Origin of the sequence: Hymenobacter saemangeumensis (genome assembly GCF_039541835.1) — a bacterium.
Classification (GTDB): Bacteria; Bacteroidota; Bacteroidia; order Cytophagales; family Hymenobacteraceae; genus Hymenobacter; species Hymenobacter saemangeumensis.
This window is the reverse complement of sequence record NZ_BAABGZ010000013.1, coordinates 202,588-225,334: the sequence shown is the minus strand read 5'-3', so window position 1 is coordinate 225,334 and position 22,747 is coordinate 202,588. Positions and strand designations below refer to the sequence as shown.

The following is a 22,747-nucleotide window of genomic DNA, read 5'->3' as shown; positions in this document are numbered from 1 at the left end:
GTCTGCCCCGGCTGACACTTTCGTGCTCACCGGGCCGCCAGAACCTTGTTCTCACACCCTACGGACTGCAAGAAAAACCAAAGGTTGCCCCTGAAGCCGGCTCCGACCAAGAGACGGTGCTTCTGCCGGCCGGAATCAGCTAAATCAATAAAATCAGCAGCAGTCAGCGCTTAGGCGTTGATTCCTTCGGCGGAAGCAATCAGCTCGGCCAGGTCAAACACCTGCACGGCGTGCTCCTGCTCCTTGTTTTTCACGCCGTCGTGCATCATGGTCATGCAGAAGGGGCAGGCCACGGCAATGATGCTGCCGTTGAGGTCGTGCCGGCCCGGGGCGGGGCGGTCGTTTTCTACGGCCAGCAGGCCTTCCAGGGCTTCGCCGCTGCCGCTCAGGGTAGCCAGGGCTTCTTCAGCGCGCTCCACGTTGATGTCCTTGCGGCCGGGCTCGGGCTCTTTCCACATCTGGGCACCGCCGGCGCCGCAGCACAGGCCATTGGCGCGGCTGCGCTTCATCTCCACCAGGTCGGCGTCGAGGGCCGCCAGCACTTCACGCGGCGCTTCGTAGATGTTGTTGGCGCGTCCCAGGTAGCAGGAGTCGTGGAAGGTAATGCGGCGCCCCTTGAAGCTTTCGCCCCCGGCTACGCCCACTTTGCCGTCGTTGATGAGCTGCTGCAGGTAGGTGCTGTGGTGAATGACTTCGTACTCGCCGCCCAGGGCCGGGTACTCGTTCTTAATGGTATTGAAGCAGTGCGGGCAGGCCGTCACGATTTTCTTGATGCCGTAGCCATTCAGCGTGGTGATGTTCTGCATGGCCTGCATCTGAAACAGAAACTCGTTGCCGGCGCGCTTGGCCGGGTCGCCGGTGCAGGACTCTTCCAGCCCCAGCACGGCGTACTTCACGCCCACATGGTCGAGGATGCGCACAAAGGCGCGGGTTACGCGCTTGTACCGGTCGTCGAAGGCGCCGGCGCAGCCTACCCAAAACAGAATTTCGGGCGACTCCTCGCGGGCAGCGAGGTCGGCCATAACGGGAACGGTGATGGGGCGCTTGGCAGTTTGGTCAGCCATGGTTTTTTAGTTGTCAGTTGTCAGTTGTTCGTTGTCAGTTGCCAGCTTTTCTAATTTATCATCTTTATCAGAACAACCTGACAACTGACAACGAACAACTGACAACTAAAAGGCTAGGCTTTCTCAGCTACATACAGCTCATCGGCCCAGTTGAACCGGTCGGAGGGCGAGAAGGCCCAGGGCGCGCCGTTGTTTTCGATGTTGGAGAACATCACGTTCAGCGAGTTGGGGGCGGCCGATTCTTCCAATACCAGGAAGCGGCGCATCTCGATGATGCTTTCCAGGGGGTTGATGTTGACCGGGCAGCTTTCCACACAGGCGTTGCAGGTAGTGCAGGCCCAGAGCTCTTCGGGCGTCACCTTGCCGCGCAGCAGGGTTTGCTCCTCGTCTACCTTCACGCGCTCGGTTTCGGGGTCGGTGCGGTAGTTATTGGGGCGGAAGATGAGCGGCGACTCGTACTTCTCCTCCATGCGGTCGCGCGTGTCCATGATGATTTTGCGCGGCGAGAGCAGCTTGCCGGTGATGTTGGCCGGGCACACCGAGGTGCAGCGGCCGCACTCGGTGCAGGAGTAAGCGTTCAGCAGGTTGGTCCAGGCCAGGTCTTCCACGTCCTTGGCGCCGAAGGAGGTAGGCGCGGCGGCCGAGCCGTCGGGGCCCACGGCCGGCTCGGGCACCTGGTAGCTGGGGTCCATCATGGCCTTCACCTCGTGGGTGATGCTGTCGATGTTGGAAAACTGGCCCTGGGGCACCAGGCGCGAGTACCACACGTTGGGGAAAGCCAGGATGATGTGGAAGTGCTTGGAGCTGGGCAGGTAGTTCAGGAAGAGGAAGATACCCACGATGTGCGCCCACCAGCCGGCCCGCTCCAGGAGATGCAGGGCTGAGGGGCTCTCGGGCAGCAGCCCGGTGAGGTGGGAGCTGATGGGGAAAGCCCCGGGCAGCGCATCGCCGTGCAGCTTCTGGTCGGCGGCGTTCATAATGAACAGGGCCGTCATCAGAATCAGCTCGATGTAGAGGATGACGTCGGCGTCCATGCGGGGCCAGGCGCGCATCTCCACGCCCTGGAAGCGGCGCACCTTTTTCACGTTGCGGCGCCAGAGCAGGGCAATGACGGCTACCACCACCAGCGCGCCCAGGACTTCGTTGGTGCCGGTGAGGGACGCGTACAGCGGCCCCATGAAGCCCAGCGCCCGGTGGGTGCCGAAGATGCCGTCAATCAGAATTTCGATTACCTCAATGTTGATGACGATGAAGCCCACGTACACCACCAGGTGCAGCAGCGCGGGAATCATGCGCTTGAACATTTTCTGCTGCCCGAAGGCCACGAGCAGGGTTTTGCGCAGCCGCTCGCTGGCGTGCCCGCTCATGTCGCGGTCGCGGCCTACGAGGATGTTGCGACGAACTTTGCGCACCTGCCACGCAAACAGGCCAAAGGCGGCCACGGCCACCAACAGGAAGAATAGTTGCTCCAACATGCGGGTAAAGGTAAGGAGGCGGGAACGTTTGCGGCTGCAATATACTCGGCATGCCGAATAGTTTTAAATCAAATAACAGCCCTCGCCAATTTTTTTTACTTGAAATCTTGCGACATGGTTTTGCTTTCTTACCTTTGCAGTCCCTTAGCCACCCGGCGAAAGGGAGCTGGCAACATAGCTCAGTTGGTAGAGCACAGCACTGAAAATGCTGGTGTCGTTGGTTCGATTCCAACTGTTGCCACGAAAAAGGCCCTAGCAGCATGCTGGGGCCTTTTTTATTTTCTCCTCTTTGGTGGAGTCCGTTATTGAAGCTGGCTTAGCAGAAAATACAGGACGGCGCTCGCTGCGGCTGCGATGGGCAGGGTTAGCACCCAGGAAAGCAAAATATTGCGAAACACCTTGGCATCCACTTTTCTGTTGGCCGCCGCAATTCCGAAAAGGGAGCCCACCGAGACGTGGGTGGTGGAAACCGGCAAGCCGCTGATACTGGCCGTGCTCACCAGCAGAGAGGTAATAAGGTTGGCGGTGAGGCCTTGCCCGTGGGTGAGCGGAGTTATTTTCCGGCTCATGGTTTCGGCAATCTTTTGGGAGTTGAGCCAGCCGCCCAGGGCCATGGCCAGGCCCACGGCTACAAAGCCCAGGCGCAGGTCGAGGGCCTGAATCAACACCAGCAGCCCCACAATCTTGGGCGCATCGTTCAGGGCGCGGGCAAAGCAGACGGCGCCGCCGCTGAGGATGTGCACGCTATTGGCTACCGGGCCCGGGCTGCTTTCTTCGGTAGTGAAGCGCCTGGCCCCGGAGTAAACGAGAAAAGCAGCTGCCGCCGACAGCAGGGGGCTGGCCAGCAGCGGCAGGAAAAACGATTTTCCAAGCTTATCCAGGTTGAGCTGCTCGCCTACGGCAATCAAACCCGCTCCTACCAGGGCGCCTACCAGGCCATGGGTGGTGGAAACCGGCATGCCGATGCGCGTAGCCAGCAGCACCGTGAGGGCAGCACCACCGGCCACGGCAATGGCAAAGGCGGGCTGCTGCAGCAAAGCATCCGGAACGAGGCCCTTGCCCGAGAAATTTTTTACCAGGGCCCCGGCCAGGAGTAAGGCAGCCAGGGCTCCGGCCAGGGTAGCGCCCGTCGACAGGTACACCGCTTGCCGGTAGCTGAGGGCACCGCTGCCGTAGAGCGTGGCCACCCCTTTGAAGTTGTCATTGGCTCCGTTGGAGTAAGCCAGGAAAAGGGTGGCAGCGAATATCAGCAGGTACAGCATGCGGGACAGGAAAGCGCGGAGGTTAACCGAGACAAACTAACGAGCCTTATCGCAGCTCAGATGCTTGCCGCCAAAACTCTTCTCATTCTTAAAGAGCCTTTCCCGGAGAGTCAATAAAAAAGTGAAAAGTAAAAATCCACTTGCCAATGCCGGGGCGTAGGTGGGTCATACTTTACAACATTCTTCCATTTCTCTATTAACATGAAAAAGTCTTTGTTCTCCCTCGGTCTGATTGCCCTGCTGGGCGTAACTGCCACCACCGCTTCGGCCCAGGCCTCGATGACGCCCGGCACCGTAATGGTGGGCGGTGAAGCCATGTTCCCGGCCAAAAACATTGTGGCCAACGCCGTCAACTCCAAGGACCACACCACGCTGGTAGCCGCGGTAAAAGCAGCCGGCCTCGTCGAAACCCTGCAGGGCAAAGGCCCCTTCACCGTGTTCGCCCCGGTAAATGACGCCTTCGAAAACCTGCCGGCCGGCACCGTCGAAACCCTGCTCAAGCCCGAAAACAAGGGCACCCTTACCAAGGTACTGACCTACCACGTAGTAGCCGGCAACATGACCGCCGAGAAAATCATGGCCGCCATCAAAGCCGGCAAGGGCAAGGCTACGCTGAAGACCGTAAGCGGCGGCACCCTCACCGCCATGATGAACGGCCCCCACAACGTGGTGCTTACGGATGAGTCGGGCAACACCTCGTCCATCTCCACCTACGACGTGACGCAGAGCAACGGCGTTATTCACGTAATCGACAAGGTGATGCTGCCCAAGTAAAGGTTTGACTCCCGCCTCCTAAAAAAGCAGCGCCCCGGACCATGGTCCGGGGCGCTGCTTTGCGTTCTGGCATCAGTTAAAAGTTAAAACCAGGACGCGCTTTTACCTTTTAACTCTCACCTTTTAACTCCTTTTACTGCCCCTCGCAGTGCTCCGTCCAGGAAGCAGCGGCGTACTCGTAGCCCAGCAGCAGGGCGCGGCGGATGAATTCGCAGGCCGCGGCGGAGTCGCCGGTGTGCTGGGCCAGGCGGCCCAGCAGGAAGTGGGTGCGGCCATCGCGGGGGTAAGCCTGCAGCACGCGGCGGTATTCATCACGGGCTTCATCGTAGCGCTCCAGAGCCGTGAGCGCCACACCCCGTACCTGCACAAAGTGCCAGGGTATTCCCCGGCCGGCCCGCCGCAGCTGAGTTAGCCCGTGGTTGAGGTCGGCCAGGGCCGGGGTGGGCTGGTGCAGGTCGAGCAGGCGGCCCTTGCCGCGGGCCAGGTAGGCCATGCTCAGGGCCGAGTCCAGCAGCAGCGCCCGGCAGTAGCTGAGCTCGGCCTGGGCGGGGCGGCCCAGCAAGGCTTCGCAGCGCCCCAGGCGATAGAGAATGTCGGCCGTGACACGGCGCGACTCCGGCTTCTGCAGCAGGGCTGCCTGGAAGTCGGCCCGCGCCGCCTCGGGGTCGTGGTTGATGTGCAGCTCCAGCTCGCCGCGGCGGCGCAGGGCGGGGCCGTAGTCGGGCCGGAAGTGCAGGCTTTCCTCAAAGTAGCTGTAGGCGGCGGCCCACTGGCCCCGGGCATAGGCTTTGAGGCCATCCTCGTAGGTGCTGCCGGCCGTGATGCGGTCCATGGTCACCTTCACGGCAAAGCTGAACAGCAGAATGCCCAGGAAAATCAGCAGCGTAAGGCCCCAGTCGCGGCGGTTGAAGCGCACGCGCTGGCGGGGTATGGTCTGGTAGTGCCGCTCGCGGCTGCCGGCGGGCCGGCGGGTGCGCAGGGGCTCGGGCGGGGGCATGGGCACGCCGTACACGTGCTGGCTGGCGGGGCGGTACTGCTGCTGGCGGCGGGCTTCCTCGGCCCGGCGCTCGGCCTGGCTTAGCTGGAAGTCGTAGGAAGCCCGGCGGCCGGGGTCGCTCAGCACGCGGTAGGCGGCGGCAATGGCTTTAAACTGTTCCTCGTAGCGGGGGTCGCCGCCGTGCTTGTCGGGGTGGTAGCGTACGACCAGCTTGCGGTAGGCCCGCTTGATTTCGGCCGCCGGGGCATTGGCGGCTACCCCGAGCACCTGGTAATGATTCTGGCTCACGCGATGGATACAAACACAAAGGACTGCACAAAAGTCAGACCTGCAACGGAAATTTTCGTAGAGACGGGGCAGCCCTGCGCCTATATATTTTTTGAAGGCAATGAGCTGTTCCTTTCCAACACCATTTTACGTCACCCAATTCCCGCGCCGTATGGTTACCGACGACGACACCTCCAAAACGCCCCGCAACGACAATCTTATCAGCAACCTCACCGGCTACCTCGATACCCGCATCGACCTGGTACGGCTGGAGCTGCAGGAAAAGGTTAAATCCATTCTCGTCAGCACGGTGCACGGCGTTATGCTGGCGCTGCTGGGGCTGTTCTTTCTCATCTTTCTAAGCATCTTTGCCGGCCTGGCTCTGAACGATGCGCTCGACAGCCATTTCTGGGGCTTCGGCATTGTGGCCGGGTTCTACCTGCTGCTGCTCGTGCTCGTGCTGCTGGGCGTCGACAAAGCCGCCTTCCAGGGCGTTGCCAACAACCTGATGAAAGACACCATCTACAAATCGGACAAACGCCAAGCCTAGCCTGTTATGACTGAGTTGCACAACCCCTTGTTTGAAGACGAAAAAGAGTTTCTGGAGCGTAAAAAGCTGGAGTACGAGCGCGCCCTGCGCGGCGACGTCGAGCACATCAAAGACCAGTCGGTGATGGTGGGCAAGGTGGCGCTGGTAGGTGCCGGCCTGGCCGGTGGCATCTGGCTTATCACCAAAGCCTTCAGCGGCAAGAAGCGCAAGCGCCGCTTTGCGGCGGAAGATGACGACGAGCTGGACGACGACTACGGGCAGTACTACACCAGCGGCCAGGGCAAGCGCTACCGCAGCAAGGTGTACCACCCCACGGCTCAGGACTCGGCCGCTGTGTTCATGGCTTCCTCCGAGGGCGACGTCGACGACTTTGGCTTTGGCGCCAGTGCCCCCACGCCGGAAGAATACACCGGCGACCTGTTTGCCGACACCACCCCCCATGGCTCGGCTTCGGCCTACAGCACAGCCGGGGAGGAGGAAGAGGACCCTTTCCAGGACCTGCCCTACGACGACAGCCGCCGCCTGCCTACTTCCCATGCCTTCGACGAGGACGGCTACGACCAGGCCCACGGCCAGATGAACGGCCAGGCACACCCCTCTACGACGAGCACGGTACTGAAAAGCTTTTTGCAGTCGGATACCGGCAAGGTTATCGTGGCCCAGGTGGCGGCGGTGGCGCTGGCTTTCGTGACGAAAAAGCTGAACGAGTTTTTCCCGGCCGCTAAAAATTCCGACCTTGCGACTTCCCCCGGCTATGGCCCGTCCGAAACCGGCTTTTCCCCCGTCGCTACGTCTGATTCCCTTGCTTCCCCGGATGCGTCCTTCTACCCCCAGCCTTCATGATGATTTGCAGGCCCGCCAACAGCAGGGGCGCAAGTCGTTGGCGGTATTGCTCGACCCCGACAACCTGACTGAGTCCGGCTTGTTGCAGCTGCTGCGCCTAAGCCAGCAGCATCCGGTGGATTACTTTTTCGTGGGGGGCAGCCTGGTGCTTGGTGCACAGCAGGCTGCCCTCATCACGTTAATCAAAGCCCACTCCCCGGTGCCGGTGCTGCTCTTTCCCAGCCATAGCCTGCACCTCGACGGCCCCGCCGACGGCATGCTGCTGCTCTCGCTTATCTCGGGCCGCAACCCTGACTTTCTTATTGGCCAGCACGTAGTGGCAGCCCCGCGCCTGCGGGCCAGCGGCCTGCAGCTGCTGCCCACCGGCTACATGCTGGTCGACTCGGGCCGGCAAACCACGGCCTCCTACGTGAGCGGCACCACGCCCCTGCCCCACGACAAGCCCAGCATCGCGGCTGCTACGGCCATGGCCGGCGAGCAGCTGGGCCTGAAGCTCATGTACCTCGACGGCGGCAGCGGCGCCCAGAACCCGGTGTCGGCCGCGATGATTAGCGCCGTGCGGCAAGCTGTGGACACGCCCATCATCGTGGGTGGCGGCCTGAACACTGCGGCGAAGCTGCAGGCTGCTCTGGCCGCCGGCGCCGACGTGGTGGTGGTAGGCAACCAGATTGAGGACGAGCCCGGCTTTCTGGCCGAGGCGGTAGCAGCTGTGCGGAACGCCACGCCGCTCCAGCAGCATTCAGCCGTCGACTCCTCCCCTGCCGTGGCACGCATGGTGAAGCAGCCCAAGGAAGGGCTGCCCCAGAAGATGCTATAGCTTCTGTTTACCGTTTTTGAAAGGGCCACTCACTGCAAGAGGAGTGGCCCTTTCGTTTTCAAAGGGAGAAAATCAGGGCAAAAGCAGCTCATCGGGTAGAGAGGCCATCGGTAGGAAATATCCTTTTCTTGCGGGACAAAACCCAGCTTGGAGAAGCTTTAGGCATGATTTGATGAGAAGCCAGGGTTGGCTGAAAAGTCTGAATGAGCTGAGTTTTGGTTTTTGGAGAACTAAAGGGAGCTATACTTTCGTCCCAAACTACTCTCCTATTCTACCATTATGAAACAGCTCCTACCTGCCCTGCTTGTGCTCACCCTACTAGCCGGCTGCAAGAAAGACGACCCCGAGGCCGATTTGCCACCTCCTACCCACGCCGGCCTTAATACAGGCGGTTGTCTGATTGACGGCAAGCGTTTCGTGGCCAAAACCTATGGTGGGAACTTGCTTTCAAGTCCCATCCAAGGTGTTAATGGTGGCTTTTACTTCGATAGCCTGTACTACCTGACCCTTAATGGCGGGCCCGGGGAGGGTACCGTGTCGCTGTTTTTACGCCGTCCCTCACCCCGCACCTACCTGCTCAACCAAACCACGCTGTACTACCCGCAGGGTGACCCGTTGTACTTACTGGACCATGCAATGGTCACTTATCCCGGTGGCCGGGGCGAAGTATACGTGACCGACGCCCAGCATCCCGGCTCGGTAACCCTGACCCATGCTGACATCAGAACATTGATATCGGCTGGCACTTTCGAGTTTACGGCAGTAAGCACCTTCGACCCAAGCAAGACAGTTCGCGTGACTAAGGGGCGTTTTGACAGCAAGCAGTAGGTACTCAGCGTATCAGTCAGAAACCAAACAGCCCCGCTGCTTCAGGCAACGGGGCTGTTTTATGCGATGTGAGTCATCCATTTAAATGTTCATCACTGACGGCGCTGGCGCGCGTCACAGACGCGGGGCCAGGAAGCACTCATCAGAGACGCGCGCTAGCACATTGGCAACCACTCAACCTAGATATTCATCGCCGACTCTCTCCGACGCATCTTGCCGGCGGGGATGCCGAACATCATCTTAAAGCGGCGGCAGAAGTAGGCGGTGTCTTTGTAGCCCACCTCTTTGCCGATGTCGCGGATGCTTTTCTTGGTGGTGCGCAGCAGGAACACGGCGCGCTCCATGCGCTGGTACTCGATGTAGTCCTGGGGGTTGATGTTGGTCAGCATCTTGAAGTACTGGCCAACGTAGTCTTCGCTGACGTTGGCCACGCCGCTCAGCACTTTGTTCGAGAGGTCGCCGCCCAGGTTTTCCTTGATGTAGTTGAACAGGTCAATCAGACGCGGGTCTTTGAAGTAGGTGCTGTTGGTGGCCAGCTGCTCCACAAACATGTTGTTGCGCAGCACGTAGCGCACCACTTCCACCACGATGTTCTCGGTGTAGATGGCGATGAGGCGCTCGCGGCCGGGCAGGTCCTGCAGGCTTTCCTCCACCACTTTAATCACCAGGTTGGCCAGCTTGCTTTGGCCGCTGATGAGGAAAGCCGGCACGTCGAGCGAGGCGAAGAAGTTCACCGAGTCGAACACCTTGGCTTCGAAGCTGATGAAGCTGTGGCTTTCCTCGGCCTCGCCGATGAGGTCCAGGTTTTCGTTGGAGGTAAAGTACTTGTCCTTGTTGGCAATCAGGTCGTCGTTGGAGATGACGCGGGGCTTGGGGTCGTCGCCATACGTTACGCGGGTGGCACGGCCGCCGGGGATGAACAGCATCTCGCCTTCTTCCACCACCATTTCTTCCTCGCCAAACGCAATGCGGCCCTTGTGCAGCAGAATGAGGTTGTTGCCGACGTCGTAAGAATTGCGTACCGTGAAGGGCTGATGCAAAACCAGGTTTTTGGCTTTGATGTAGCGCACCCCGAGTGACTCAATTACTTTGTTGTAATCTTCCATATTCCGTGGTCGGAGCCGACCATGTTTGTACTAGGTAAAGTTGAATTGTTAGCTACCGTAATGCAATACAACATAATAAAATTCACAAAAACTAAAAACCCAGCCAAAATTTGGCTGGGTTTTGTCCAAGCATTCTGAATTTAGGGCAATTCTGCCTCTATTTCAGGATTTCCCGAGAAATCACAATTTTTTGAATCTCCGAGGTGCCCTCGTAAATCTGGGTAATCTTGGCGTCGCGCATCAGGCGTTCCACGTGGTACTCTTTCACGAAGCCGTAGCCGCCGTGAATCTGCACGGCTTCCACGGCGCTGTCCATGGCCACTTTCGAGGCGAAGAGCTTGGCCATGGCGCCCGACTTGGCATAGTCGGCGTGGTTGTCTTTATCGGCGGCAGCCTGCAGGCAGAGCAGGCGGGCGGCGTCGATGTTGGTGGCCATGTCGGCCAGCTTGAACTGAATGGCCTGGTGCTGAGCGATGGGCACGCCGAAGGCCTTGCGCTCCTTGGCATACTTCAGGCTGAGCTCCAGCGAGCCGGAGGCAATGCCCAGGGCCTGGGCGGCAATGCCGATGCGGCCGCCGGCCAGCACCTGCATGGCGAACTTAAAGCCGAAGCCGTCCTCGCCGATGCGGTTTTCCTTGGGCACCTTCACGTCGTTGAACATCAGCGAGCAGGTGTCGGAGCCGCGGATGCCCAGCTTGTTTTCTTTGGGGCCCTGCACGAAGCCGTCCATGCCCTTTTCCACAATCAGCACGTTGATGCCGCGGTGCTTGAGCTCGGGGTTGGTTTGGGCTATCACCAGGTACACGCCGGCCGTGGTGCCGTTGGTAATCCAGTTCTTGGTGCCGTTCAGCAGGTAGTAGTCGCCTTTGTCTTCGGCGGTAGTGCGCTGGCTGGTGGCGTCGGAGCCGGCTTCGGGCTCGCTCAGGGCAAAGGCGCCAATCATCTCGCCGGAAGTGAGCTTGGGCAGGTACTTGCGCTTCTGCTCCTCGGAGCCGTACTTCTCGAGGCCCCAGCACACCAGGGAGTTGTTCACGGACATGATAACCGAGCAGGAAGCATCGACCTTGGAGATTTCCTCCATGGCCAGCACGTAGCTGACGGTGTCCATGCCGCCGCCGCCGTACTCGGGGCTCACCATCATGCCGAGGAAGCCCAGCTCGCCCATCTTCTTGATTTGCTCGGTGGGAAATTTCTGGTGCTCGTCGCGCTCGATGACGCCGGCCCACAATTCGTTCTGGGCAAAGTCGCGGGCGGCATCGCGCACGGCCAGCTGCTCTTCGGTCAGCTGATAGATATTAGAGGAAGTGGCAGTTAGCATGGGTGGGATATGGTCTTAAAGTGGGATAGCAAAAGTACGCCCCAGGCCGGGAGCGGGCAAGGCGGGCCGGTTTTAGCCAAAGGTAATCTGAGGCAGAATTGTTTAGCAGTGCCAGAAAGGCCGTATCTTTTAGCACTAATTCCCAACACTTTTTCATTTTCTATGAACAAATTGTACCGCTTGGGTCTGGCTGTGGCGTTGAGTTTACCTGTTCTGGACGCCGCAGCGCAGCCTATTGCCCCGGCAGCCAGCCCTTACTCCCTGCGCCTGGCTGTGGGCGACGTGACGCCGCCGGCCAACATTTCGGCCTGGCTGCGTGAGCCGGTCGGCGCGCCCGATGCCTGGCAGGGCCGGGTGTACCGGCTGCTGCAGTTCGACCGCCTGCCGACTGAGGCCCAAAAAGCCACGCTGCGCCGCCACGGAGTGGTACTCTACGACTACCTGCCGCTGAACGCCTGGACCGCCAGCCTGCCGGCCAGCCTGCCCCACGACCGGCTGGCCGGGCTGGGCCTGCGCAGCGTAACGGCCGTTCCCGCCCGCTGGAAGCTGGCCGGGCAGCTGGCCCAGGGAACGGTGCCGGCCCACGCCCGGCGCGCGGGCGGCCAGGTAGAAGTGGCGCTGAACTACTACTCCAGCCTCACCCCGGCCCAGGCCGCTGCGGCGCTGCAGAGCGCCGAGTTCCGCCTGACGGGCCAGGACGCCTTCTCGCACCAGCTGACCGTGACGCTGCCCGAAGCCGACATACCCCGCCTGGCCGGGCTGCCCTGGGTGAGCGCCGTGGAAGCCGTATCGGCCCCCGGCGTGCCCGAAAACAGCCGCGACCGCAGCACCCAGCGTGCCAACGCCATTGCCACCGACTATGGCGCCGGCCGCCACTACGACGGCCGCGGCGTGACCGTGGGCCACGGCGACGACGGCAGCATCGGGCCCCACATCGACTTCCAGGGCCGGGTGGACGTGAGCACCGCCGGCCCCAGCCAGGGCAACCACGGCGACCACGTAGCCGGCATCATCATGGGCGCCGGCAACATGGACCCGCGGGTGCGCGGCCAGGCCACCGGGGCGTTCAACTTTTACCAGAGCTACCCCAACAACTGGACGCAGGCCCCGGCCAACTACACCAATGCCACCCGCCGCGTGCGGGTAACCAACTCCAGCTACGGCGACGGCAACAACACGGGCTACACCACTAACACCCGCACCGTAGACCAGCAGATGCGCCAGCTGCCTTACCTGGTGCACGTCTTTTCGTCCGGCAACTCGGGCACCTCCAACTTCAACTACGGCGCCGGTGCCGGCTGGGGCAACATCACCGGCGGCCACAAGATGGGCAAAAACGTGCTGACCGTGGGCAACGTGCTTTACACCGACGCCCTGGCCGGCAGCAGCAGCCGCGGCCCGGCCACCGACGGCCGCATCAAGCCTGATGTGTGCGCTGTGGGCACCAACGTGAACTCGACCGTAGACCCCCATACCTATGCCGTATTCACCGGCACCAGCATGGCCTGCCCCGGCGTGGCCGGCGTAACGGCCCAGCTGGTAGGCGCCTACCGCAGCCTCAACAACAACGCCGAAGCACCCGGCGCCCTGCTCAAGGCCATTCTCATGAATACGGCCGAAGACCTGGGCAACCCCGGCCCCGACTTTAAGTTCGGCTACGGCCGCATCAATGCCCTGCGGGCCGTGCGTACGCTGGAAGGCCGGCACTACTTCCGCGACACCATCACCCAGGGCCAGAGCCGCACCTTTACCGTGCCGGCTACCACTGGGAAAAAGCAGCTGCGCGTACTGCTGCACTGGGCCGACTACGAGGCGGCCGTGAACGCCCGCCCGGCCCTGGTGAACGACCTGGAGCTGCGCGGCGCCAGCCTGGCGCAACCTGCTTCGCCGGTGCTGATGCCCTGGATTCTGGACCACCGCCCCACCGTAGCCCAGCTCGATGCCAACGCCGTGCGGGGCCGGGACTCCATCAACAACACCGAGCAGATTACCATCGACAACCCCAACTCGGCCTTGGGCTACACCTTCACGGTGAGCGGCCGCGCCGTGCCCCAGGGCCGCCAGGGCTTCTGGCTCACGTATAGCTTTATTGAGGACGGCGTGGAGCTGACCTACCCGCTGGGCGGCGAAGGCTTGGTGCCGGGCGAAATCGAGGTTATCCGCTGGGATGCGCCCGACAACACCCTGCCCTTCACGGTGGAGTACACCAGCGACGGCCGCATCTACACCCCTATTGCCACCAACGTACCCGGCACCCAGCGCTACTTCGAGTGGACCGTACCCGCCGGCATCAGCTCGGGCCGGGTGAAGGTGCGCGTGACGCGGGGCACTGCGCAGAGCGAGTCGCCGGCTAATCTCACCATTGCCCCCCTGCCCACCGCCCTGCGCGTGGAGTACACCTGCCCCACCGAAACCAAGCTTACCTGGACGGCCTCGGCCGGCGCTACCAGCTACACCGTGTACAAGCTGGGCACCATGTACATGGACTCGATAACGACCGTGACCACCACGTTTGCCGTGCTGCCCGGCGTGGGCAGCGGCTCCGAGCATTGGTTTAGCGTGTGCGCCCGGGGCGGCAACAACCTGCGCTCGCGCCGTACCCGGGCCCTGTACCGCGCCCCCGGCGTGCGCGACTGCCCCGGCCCCCCGCAGGTGGCCTTTACCGCCAATCAGTCCATCACCTGCGCCGGCGGTATTGTTACCCTGGGCGACAGCAGCCAGTCGTACCCCACCAGCTGGCAGTGGGCCATCTCGCCCAGCGCCGGCGTCACCTTCGTGAATGGCACCTCGGCTACTTCCCAGCACCCGCAGGTGCAGTTCAGCAGCACCGGCAGCTACTCGGTAAGCCTCACGGCGACGAATACCTACGGCCCGGCTACCGTTACGCAGGCCAACTTCGTAACCGTTACCAACGGCCTGCCACTGGCTTTCAGCGAAGACTTCAACGCCACGGCGCCGGCTTTCCCGCCGCCGGGCTGGCGCATCGAAAACCCCAGCTCCAACTGGACCTGGCAGCTGAGCACGGCCACGGTGATGGGCCCGGATAACGTACGCCGCCGCCTGCCCATGGTCAACAACTTCGACGACCAGCTGCGTGGGGCCGAGGACTACCTCATCACCCCGCCCCTGAACCTGGCCGGCAGCACCAGCCCTGAGCTGACCTTTGCCGTGGCCTACCAGCCCTACAGCGCCAACGAGCAGGACGGCCTGCGGGTGGATATCTCCACCGACTGCGGCCGCACCTTCCAGCCCACCAGCTACCTGAAGCGGGGCATTGGCCTGGCTACCGTGTCGACTTTCACCACGGCCCGCTTTGCTCCCGCGTCGGTGGCCCAGTGGCGCCAGGAGACCCTGGACATGCGCCCTTATTTGGTAGCGGGTGCTCCCGCCACCCAGCCCCAGACGGTGGTGCTGCGCTTCGCCAACCTCAACGACTACGGCAACAACGTGTACCTGTCCAACATCCGCCTGGCCGAGCGCACGGTGTCGGCTACGACGCGGGGCACTAACGCCAGCATCCTGCTCACGGCCATGCCCGTGCCCTTCGGCCCCCGCCTGCACGTGGGCCTGAACAGCAGTACCACTGGCCCCGCCACTCTGACCCTGACCGACGCCCTGGGCCGGCAGGTGCTGCAGCAGGCCCTGAGCCTGCGCGGCGGTGCCCAGCAGCTGGAGCTCAACACCGAGGCCCTGTCCAGCGGCGTGTACGTGCTGCGCCTGGCTACCAGCACCGGCAGCCAGCAGGTAAAGGTGGTGAAGTAAAACACCCGCTTGCGTTACTTGACAAAGCCCCGGCCAGACCTTCTGGCCGGGGCTTTTTGATTGGTGTTTTTTGGAGTTGGAGTTAGCTGAACATGTTATTTTTTAGGTTGGACGGGCGTCAAATTGGGTTTACCATATTTTATTCTCACCTTATCGACTCACTTCACTTATCCAGCATATGAAACGAGCTTTTACCATTCTCAAAGCCAGCTACCTGGTCAGCGCCTGCCTGCTAGCCCAGCCCGCCCGGGCGCAAACGGCTACGCCCGCACCATTAGGGGAGGCGGCCGACCCGCAGGGTGGCACCAGCGGTCACGAATTAGTACTGTGTACAGACGGCTCCGTAATGGGCTGGGGCTATAATGGGGGGGCAACTGGCCAGTCCTACGGCTGGCAGCACGATTGCCACACCTACTCAGATTTTATTGGCTAACCCAACGAGCGTGGTGCGGGTGGCTACAACTCATGGCTGCAGCTTCGCCATTGGAGCAGATGGGAGCCTCTGGGCCTGGGGTGACAACAGCTACGGCCAACTAGGGGTAGGAAGCAGTATTACTTCCACTTCCACCCCTACCCAGGTTTCGGGAATTACAAACGTCATAGCCGTAGCCGGTGGGTTTTTTCACTCCCTGGCCCTGTGCTCCGATGGCACGGTTTGGAGCTGGGGGCAGCGCAGTGGTGGTGCTCTGGGTACTGGCAGCACGGGCGCAGCTAATGTGTACGTCCCTCAGCAAGTAACGGGCCTGCCTGCTATTCGGGCCATTTCCAGTGGCGACCAGTTCAGCATGGCGCTGGATGCGAATGGCCGCATTTGGTCTTGGGGTGGTAATACCCAGGGTGAGCTTGGGACAGGTGCCCCGCAAAGTGCGGCTCAAATTCTGTATATACCTGTCATGATTACCGCCCTGAACAATGTGCGCCAGATAGACGCCGGCAACGTGCGGGCAGCCGCACTGCTTACCAATGGCACGGTTTACAACTGGGGCGCTAATACTGGGGGGCAGCTAGGCCTGGGTCATAACAATTACACCAGTTCTCCGGCGCAGGTTGGGGCCGGGGTGCTGACTGATATTGTCGGCCTGGCACTGAATACGGGGGCGACGATTGCCGTGCACCCCGACGGCACTACACATGTGTGGGGCAACAATAGCTACGGCGAGTTGGGCATCCCCTCTCCTAGCTATGCCTCTACCCCCACCCCCGGCCCAGCCTTCTCGGCGGGGGTACAAATCTCGGGGCAGCATTTTCAGTTCCTAAGCATTGAGCGCACCGGCACCATAAAAACCTGGGGTAGCCAGCCGTTGGGCTACACGCCGTCTTCTCCTACCCAATTTGGCGGCTCTTCCGTGCCCACTACTCCTGGTGGCGTATGCCAGGGGGTACCGAATGCCGACTTTCCGGCCTGCGGCCCCCAACGGGCCTACTTCCAGCGTCCAGGCGCTACCTACGTAGCGGCCCGGCACGGCTTCACCGTGTCGCCGGCCGAAATTGGCACCTATGGCACTACCACCACCATCGACGCCAGCCAGGCCCCTTACAATGGCGCGGTTATATTCGATGGCATCTATCACCTGCGGGGCAATGTGCGCTTTATTGGCGGGTCGTTTACCCTGGCACCCTTTACTCGGTTGTATGTCGATGGCGCCAGTGGGCAGGCGGGAAACTTCACTTCGTACAACCAGACAACCATCGAAGTCCAGAATGCCACGCTGACCCTGCGGGCAACCACGCTGCAGGCCAGCTGCCCGGCGCAGTGGGGCGGCATCGTGCTTAATGGTCAGGCCAGCATTTATACCTATGCGCAAGGCCAGCGCCAGCAGAACCGCTCGGTAATTCGCGATGCCTACCGCGGCATCGACAGCTACACACCAAATTTGAACTTCCCCAACACCAACCGCTACTACCTTACTTACACGGACTTTATCAACAACGGCACCGGTTTGTACGACTACGTAAAGGGCACCGCGCTGACGGGCGAGGGCGCCCGCTACTGCTCGTTCCGAGATGGGGAGATAGGCATCAATGTCGACCCGGCCGACAGCAGCCCCGGCAATGTATTCGGTGGCAACTACAGCAGCGCCCTGTTCGAGTTCAATACCTTCGACAACCTAAAGTGGGGCATGATAGGCGTACTAGGGCAAGGGCGCATCAACAATAATACGTTTACCAACAACTACTACTGTGCCCTGGCTACCGGGAGCACATCGGGCGGGCCCCTGGAAATTCGCAACAATACCATTACGGTGCCTTCGGTATGGCCGGCCGCCGTGCTGGCTACGCTGCCCAGTGGATACCCACCTACTTCTTATGGGATTCAGGGGGAACGGCTGGTGAGCATCAAAACCAACACCATTGCCGGGGCCAACCCCAATCCGACGGCTACCAACGTGGTGCAGATTGGCCTGGACTGGCCAGGCAGCTGCTCGGTCAGCGACGGGAACATCTTCCGCTACCTGGACCAGGCCATTAACATGTCGACCGACGCGTATAATGGCTCGACTCATTCCATTCTGAACAACACCTTCGCCGACAACGTGACCGGCCTGAGCTTCCTGCCGAGCTCAACGCTGACCGGGGCCCCGGTCAGCGTCACGCTGCGCTGCAATACGTTCAGCTCCACCGTGCCCGGCGCCGTCGGCGTCTGGGTCCAGGCCAACGCTATGTTTCCCAACCAACTGGGCAGCGCCAGCCAGCCCAACGGCAACAACTTCAGCGGCATTGCCACGGCAAACAAGCGCTTTGTCTATGATGGCAGCACTCTATTGACCTACTTCAGATATGCTTCTCCCCAAGAGGGTTTAGGTGGCCCAAACGGCAATACCATCTATAACATGGCTGGCAATAGTTCTACGGGTAGCGGTTCTAATCCCCTTGGCACTTCGGGGCTGAATGCCTGCGGCACTTCTTCGACTACGCCGGGGGTATATGCCCGCCCAACAGGTGGCGGCCAGCTGGGTGAGCCAATGCTGGGCCCAGCAACGGGCGACGCTGTACTGCGTGCCGCCTACCCCAACCCGGCCAGCGAAGCCGTAGGCTTCGCCTATATGCTGCCGGCAACCTGCCAGGGCGGCCGGCTGGTGCTACGCGACCTGCTGGGCCGTGCCGTTGCGACAGCCGTGCTGACCAGCCTTGAGGGCGAGGCCAGCGTACCGGTGCGCCACTTGCCGGCAGGCTTCTACACCGGCATGCTGGAAGCAGACGGCCGCGTCGTGGCTACTCAAAAACTAAGCGTGAAGCACTGATGCGCTCCACTCCCTTATTCTACCTAAGCATCCTTTTGCTGGGCTTTGGCTTTACAGCCCGGGCCCAGCAACTGGTCTGCGAGCGGGAGCTGCGAACGTTAGGTCCTGCCAGTATACGGCCATCCACCCTGTTGCGTCTGCAGCCCGATTCGCTACGTTTGCTGAGCGACTACAATCCTTCCGGCCCGAACCAGTTGCAGGTGCGCCTGCTCCGGGTGGGGGTCGGCCAGTGCGATACATTGACCACGCGCACGGCCACGCTGGGCATCAATGGCCCCAGCGACCTTATTACCCTGACGGCCACCAACCGGCGCGGGCAGGTGCTGCTTACGCAAAGCTTATTCCGGCCACAGGCGGCGGGGGCCTTTGACAGCATCCGGATTGTATTGCAGCTGCTGGACCGGGACGGCCGCCTGCGCTGGCGACGAGTTTTGACGCCCCAAGCACCCAGAGAGGGTATATCCGGTGTATTGGAAGCTCCCACTAATGGTTTTTTTCTGGTTGGTTCTGACTCCTCTCCCGGCCCAACCGGCCCCCCTATTAGCTATGACTTTGTCCTAAGAATCGACAGCACGGGCCGCGAACTTTGGCGCCGCCGCTACCGCCAGCTACCCAATGTGGGCCTCATAAACCCCGCTTATACCCTTAGCGGCCATTTCGTGTGCATCTCTGACTACTTTGCCCCGGGGCAGTTCCAAAGAATGACGATAAGGGAGTTCAATCAGCGCGGCGACTCGCTCAGTACCCGGCATATAATTATCCTGCCGCAACAATTGACGCGAGTACCTTTCTACAATGTCCCTAATTCCCTGATTCCGTTACGTGATGGCGGCTTTGCCTTGGTGGGCCAGGTTGATTCGGCCAACACCAGCTATTACCGACCCTTTCTATCCCGGCTTAGCCCTCAAGGCGCGGTGGTGTGGAGCTACGTGTATCGCCCCCAGGCCACGCAGTTCCTGCGGTTCGCCCAACCCCAGGAGCTAGCCGACGGCTCACTGGTAGTAGTAGCCAGCAACCAGCAAAGCGGGCGGGGCTACCCCTTTTGGTTATTTCGCTTCTCGGCCACGGGCACCCTGCAGCAGCGCTACCCCTTCGTCTCGCAGGTGCTTACTGCCAACACCAACGGCGGGCGCAACGGCTTCTTCGGCGTGGCCCAGGGCTTACAACCCCTCTCCGACTCCACGTTTATCGTCGCCGCCGGCAGCGCCGACAACATCTCTTCGCGCATTTACCTGGCCCATCTGCGCGTGCCGGGCCTGCCCCGCGTCATCGACTCGCACTACGTGCCCGCCGCCGACCCGCTCACCACGCGCGCCCCGGTTACGGCCTGGCCCGGCGCGGCGGCCTACCCCAACCCGGCCACCGACCAGCTTACCCTGCCCTACCGCCTGCCCCCCGGCGCCCGCACCGCCCGCCTGCTGGTACACGACGCGCTGGGCCGGGCCGTGCACGCCCAGGCCCTGGACCCGCGCCAGCCCCAGGCCGTGCTGCCCCTGGCCGGCTGGCCCCCCGGCCTCTACCTTTTCTCCCTGCTCGTCGACGGGCAGGTGCGCGGCCGCCAGCGCGTGGCCGTGGCCCACTAACCACTGGTCAGCTGAAGGTGGTGAAATAACCCCCTCTGGAGTTACTTGATAAATCCCCGGCCAGACCATCTGGCCGGGGATTTTTGCTTTCCCGGCCAGCCGTAACAGGTAGCATCTTTTGCTACCGGCCCGGCTTTTCCGTTTAATGTTCATGCTGCCGCTGCTCCGTCACTTGTCTCTCTACCTGTTGGCTATGCTGTTCGTGGGCGCAGGACTGCTGCACTTTCTGCGGCCCGGCATTTACCTGCGCATTATGCCGCCCACGCTGCCGGCCCCACTGGCGCTAGTGTACATCAGCGGTTTTTGCGAGGTTTTGGGCGGTCTGGGTCTGCTTTGGCCCCGCAGCCGGCGCTGGGCCGTCTGGGGGCTGCTGGCGCTGCTGGTGGCCGTATTTCCGGCCAATATCTACATGGCTTTGATTCACGAGCAGCTGGGCATCCCCGGCTGGCTGGCCTGGGGCCGGCTGCCGCTGCAAGGGGTGCTGCTGTGGTGGGTGTGGAAGGTGAGGAGGTGATGAGGTGATTTTTGGGTGATGAGGTGATGAGGTGATGAGGTGATGAGGATGGGAGGAAGTAAAAGAACGTCATGCTGAGCGAAGCGTAGCGCAGCCGAAGCATCTTGCCAGGGGAAGTAATTCCAATCAAAAGGATTTACTCTCGTGGTAAAGATGCTTAGCCTACGGCTGCGCCTCCGCTCAGCATGACGTTCTTCTTTTTACTTCCACACTCCATCACCTCATCACCCAAAAATCACCACTTCACGTCCAGCACCCGCAGCTGCACGTTGCGCTGGCCGCGGTACTCGTTTATCTCCACGGTGTAGCACACGCTGAAGGGCTGGCCTTCGCTGATGCGGGGCAGGTACTCGGCCAGGCCGAAGCCGATAGCATCGACGGCGGGGCCGCTTTCCTCGGCCGAGGCCAGGCGCAGCTTGAGGTGGCCCTGGCCCACGATGCGGGCGCTGCCGGGCACGGCCACCACGCGGTGGGAGGCGAATACCGGGTTGGGGTTGCCGGGGCCGAAAGGCTCCATGCGGCGGAGCTCGGCAAAAAATTCCTGCGTGACGCGGCTCAGGGGCAGCACCAGGGCAATGTCGACGGGCCGCACCAGGTGCTCGGAGGTAAGGGTATCGGCCACCACTTCCTCGAAGCGCCGCTGGAAGGCAGCTACGTTTTCCACTTTCAGGGTGAGGCCGGCCGCGGCGCGGTGCCCGCCAAACTGGTCGAGCAGCGGGGCGCAGGCTTCCAGGGCCTCGTGCACGTCGAATCCCGCCACCGAGCGGGCCGAGCCGGTGGCTTTGCCGTCGCGCTGCGTCAGGATGACGGTGGGGCGGTAGTACTGGTCGAGGCAGCGCGAGGCCACGATGCCGAGCACGCCCTGGTGCCAGTCGGGCTTGTACAGCACCGTAGCCCGGGCTTCGCGCAGGGTGGGGCTGCTGGCAATCATGTCCAGCGCCTCCTGAGTGGTTTGCTGGTCGGAGCCGCGGCGCTGCTGGTTCATCTGGTCTACTACCTCGGCGGTGTAGCGGGCTTCCTGCTGGTCGGGGGCCAGCAGCATGGCCACGGCGCGGCGGGCGTCGCCCATGCGGCCGGCCGCGTTGATGCGGGGCGCAAACCCAAAAATCAGGCTGCTGATGCCCAGCGGACCTTCCCGCAGGGTGGCCAGCTCGCGCAGAGCCGCCAGCCCCGGCCGCAGGTGGGCGCCGTCCTCGTTGAAGCAGCGCAGCCCGTAGGCCGCCAGCACCCGGTTTTCGCCGGTGATGGGCACGATGTCGGCCGCGATGCTCACGGTCACCAAATCGAGCAAGTCGTACAGCGGGGCATCATCCAGGCCTAAGTGCTGGCCTAGGGCCTGCATAAGCTTGAAGCCCACGCCGCAGCCCGACAGCTCCTTGTAGGGATAAGGGCAGTCGGGCCGCTTGGGGTCGAGCACGGCCACGGCCGCCGGCAGCTCTTCGCCGGGCAGGTGGTGGTCGCAGATAATAAAGTCAACGTTCTTGCTGGCTGCGTAGGCCACCTGCTCCACGGCTTTCACGCCGCAGTCGAGGGCGATGATGAGCGCAAAGCCGTTGGCAGCCGCAAAGTCGATGGCGGTGGGCGAGATGCCGTAGCCTTCGGTGTAGCGGTCAGGGATGTAGTCGCGCAGGCGCTCGGCGCCGAACAGCGGCTCGAGGTAGCTCATCACCATGGCTACGGAGGTGATGCCGTCCACGTCGTAGTCGCCCAACACCAGCACCTTCTCCCCCTCGTGCAGGGCCCGGGCCAGCCGGGCCACGGCCTGGTCCATGTCGCGCATAAGCAGGGGGTTGGGCAGGCGCCGCAGGTCGGGGTGGAAGAAGGCTGCGGCCGCTTCCGGGGTATCCACGCCACGCTGCACCAGCAAAGCCGCTACCTCCGCGCCGATAGGCAGCGCCTCAGTCAGCGCCCATACCCGGGATGGGTCGGCAGGGGGCAGTAAGTTCCAGCGCTTGGCCGCGGGTAATGACATTGAATTTCGACGGGAGTAGCCTCAAAAGTACGCATCAAACGCCGCGCCACCGCGCTTAGCGTACCTTTACAGGGTATTTTACTTACACGCTGACCTATGCGCAAGCTCCGGGAATTTTACCGCCGGTACCGGCAGTACATCCTCTCCGATGGGCTGATGTACGTGGTGTTTATCCTTGCGCTGGGCCTGATGTTCGTGTTTTTCGGGGATTAAGAAGGGATGGCCTAGAACGGCTGGCGTGGTGGCAGGGGAACGACGTGGTGCGACGAATTCCGCGTAGCGGTTCGTGGTACCACTAACAGGCGAACGAGGTGGTTGAACAAAACAGGCGTCATCGTTCAGGAATTAGTGGTACCACGAAGCCCTGCGGGCA

At 61.9% G+C, this 22,747-nt stretch carries 17 protein-coding genes and 1 tRNA gene; 11 read left to right on the top strand and 7 right to left on the bottom strand.

Annotation, left to right across the window (positions count from 1 at the left end):
• Positions 1–170: 170 nt before the first annotated feature.
• A complete protein-coding gene (locus ABD919_RS05345; RefSeq protein ID WP_345235194.1) occupies positions 171–1,022 on the bottom strand; it encodes a (Fe-S)-binding protein in 852 nt (283 codons plus the stop codon).
• A gap of 155 nt (positions 1,023–1,177) precedes the next feature.
• On the bottom strand, positions 1,178–2,539 hold the full coding sequence (locus ABD919_RS05340; RefSeq protein WP_345234498.1) for a 4Fe-4S dicluster domain-containing protein: 1,362 nt from the start codon (positions 2,537–2,539) through the stop codon (positions 1,178–1,180).
• A 168-nt stretch (positions 2,540–2,707) separates the two neighbouring features.
• Between ABD919_RS05340 and ABD919_RS05335 the strand changes: the two genes are divergently transcribed.
• Positions 2,708–2,780 (top strand) — tRNA-Phe (locus ABD919_RS05335).
• 61 nt (positions 2,781–2,841) lie between these two features.
• Here the strand turns inward: ABD919_RS05335 and ABD919_RS05330 are convergent.
• Positions 2,842–3,801 carry an inorganic phosphate transporter gene (locus ABD919_RS05330; protein WP_345234496.1) on the bottom strand — a complete coding sequence of 320 codons (960 nt, stop codon included), beginning with the start codon at positions 3,799–3,801 and terminating at the stop codon, positions 2,842–2,844.
• A gap of 201 nt (positions 3,802–4,002) precedes the next feature.
• Here ABD919_RS05330 and ABD919_RS05325 point away from each other — a divergent pair, with 201 nt between their 5' ends.
• The gene (locus ABD919_RS05325; protein WP_345234494.1) at positions 4,003–4,575 is read left to right on the top strand and encodes a fasciclin domain-containing protein; all 573 of its coding nucleotides are present in this window, start codon (positions 4,003–4,005) and stop codon (positions 4,573–4,575) included.
• A gap of 133 nt (positions 4,576–4,708) precedes the next feature.
• On the opposite strand, the gene ABD919_RS05320 is transcribed toward ABD919_RS05325, so the two are convergent.
• The gene (locus tag ABD919_RS05320) at positions 4,709–5,860 is read right to left on the bottom strand and encodes a J domain-containing protein (protein WP_345234492.1); all 1,152 of its coding nucleotides are present in this window, start codon (positions 5,858–5,860) and stop codon (positions 4,709–4,711) included.
• 151 nt (positions 5,861–6,011) lie between these two features.
• On the opposite strand from ABD919_RS05320, the gene ABD919_RS05315 reads away from it, so the two are divergent.
• The 4 genes from ABD919_RS05315 to ABD919_RS05300 all read left to right on the top strand — a co-directional run bounded on the left by ABD919_RS05315 (position 6,012) and on the right by ABD919_RS05300 (position 8,877).
• Positions 6,012–6,389 (top strand): phage holin family protein, encoded by a 378-nt coding sequence (locus ABD919_RS05315; RefSeq protein WP_345234490.1) that lies wholly within the window; start codon positions 6,012–6,014, stop codon positions 6,387–6,389.
• Between the two features lie 6 nt (positions 6,390–6,395).
• On the top strand, positions 6,396–7,232 hold the full coding sequence (locus ABD919_RS05310; protein WP_345234488.1) for a hypothetical protein: 837 nt from the start codon (positions 6,396–6,398) through the stop codon (positions 7,230–7,232).
• Positions 7,204–8,049, top strand: coding sequence for a geranylgeranylglyceryl/heptaprenylglyceryl phosphate synthase (locus ABD919_RS05305; protein ID WP_345234487.1), 846 nt, complete (start codon positions 7,204–7,206; stop codon positions 8,047–8,049). Before ABD919_RS05310 ends, ABD919_RS05305 begins: the two co-directional genes overlap by 29 nt.
• Positions 8,050–8,328: 279 nt before the next feature.
• Positions 8,329–8,877, top strand: coding sequence for a Riean_0653 family protein (locus tag ABD919_RS05300; protein WP_345234485.1), 549 nt, complete (start codon positions 8,329–8,331; stop codon positions 8,875–8,877).
• Positions 8,878–9,056: 179 nt separating this feature from the next.
• Here the strand turns inward: ABD919_RS05300 and ABD919_RS05295 are convergent, their stop codons facing one another.
• Together ABD919_RS05295 and ABD919_RS05290 are read right to left on the bottom strand one after the other, a co-directional pair.
• Positions 9,057–9,983 carry a helix-turn-helix domain-containing protein gene (locus ABD919_RS05295; protein WP_345234483.1) on the bottom strand — a complete coding sequence of 309 codons (927 nt, stop codon included), beginning with the start codon at positions 9,981–9,983 and terminating at the stop codon, positions 9,057–9,059.
• Between the two features lie 157 nt (positions 9,984–10,140).
• A complete protein-coding gene (locus tag ABD919_RS05290; RefSeq protein WP_345234481.1) occupies positions 10,141–11,301 on the bottom strand; it encodes an acyl-CoA dehydrogenase in 1,161 nt (386 codons plus the stop codon).
• Positions 11,302–11,463: 162 nt separating this feature from the next.
• Here ABD919_RS05290 and ABD919_RS05285 point away from each other — a divergent pair, with 162 nt between their 5' ends.
• From ABD919_RS05285 to ABD919_RS05265, 5 genes are all read left to right on the top strand, one after another.
• On the top strand, positions 11,464–15,063 hold the full coding sequence (locus ABD919_RS05285; protein WP_345234479.1) for a S8 family serine peptidase: 3,600 nt from the start codon (positions 11,464–11,466) through the stop codon (positions 15,061–15,063).
• Positions 15,064–15,241: 178 nt separating this feature from the next.
• Positions 15,242–15,496 (top strand): hypothetical protein, encoded by a 255-nt coding sequence (locus ABD919_RS05280; protein WP_345234477.1) that lies wholly within the window; start codon positions 15,242–15,244, stop codon positions 15,494–15,496.
• Positions 15,426–18,305 (top strand): RCC1 domain-containing protein, encoded by a 2,880-nt coding sequence (locus ABD919_RS05275; protein WP_345234476.1) that lies wholly within the window; start codon positions 15,426–15,428, stop codon positions 18,303–18,305. Before ABD919_RS05280 ends, ABD919_RS05275 begins: the two co-directional genes overlap by 71 nt.
• Positions 18,305–19,888, top strand: a complete 1,584-nt coding sequence (locus tag ABD919_RS05270; protein ID WP_345234474.1) for a hypothetical protein — start codon at positions 18,305–18,307, stop codon at positions 19,886–19,888. The genes ABD919_RS05275 and ABD919_RS05270 overlap by 1 nt, the downstream gene beginning before the upstream one ends.
• 151 nt (positions 19,889–20,039) lie before the next feature.
• Positions 20,040–20,402, top strand: a complete 363-nt coding sequence (locus ABD919_RS05265; protein WP_345234472.1) for a DoxX family protein — start codon at positions 20,040–20,042, stop codon at positions 20,400–20,402.
• Between the two features lie 235 nt (positions 20,403–20,637).
• Here ABD919_RS05265 and recJ read toward each other — a convergent pair whose 3' ends face one another.
• Complete coding sequence (gene recJ / locus ABD919_RS05260; protein ID WP_345234470.1) at positions 20,638–22,374, bottom strand: single-stranded-DNA-specific exonuclease RecJ; 1,737 nt, start codon at positions 22,372–22,374, stop codon at positions 20,638–20,640.
• Between the last annotated feature and the right edge of the window lie 373 nt (positions 22,375–22,747).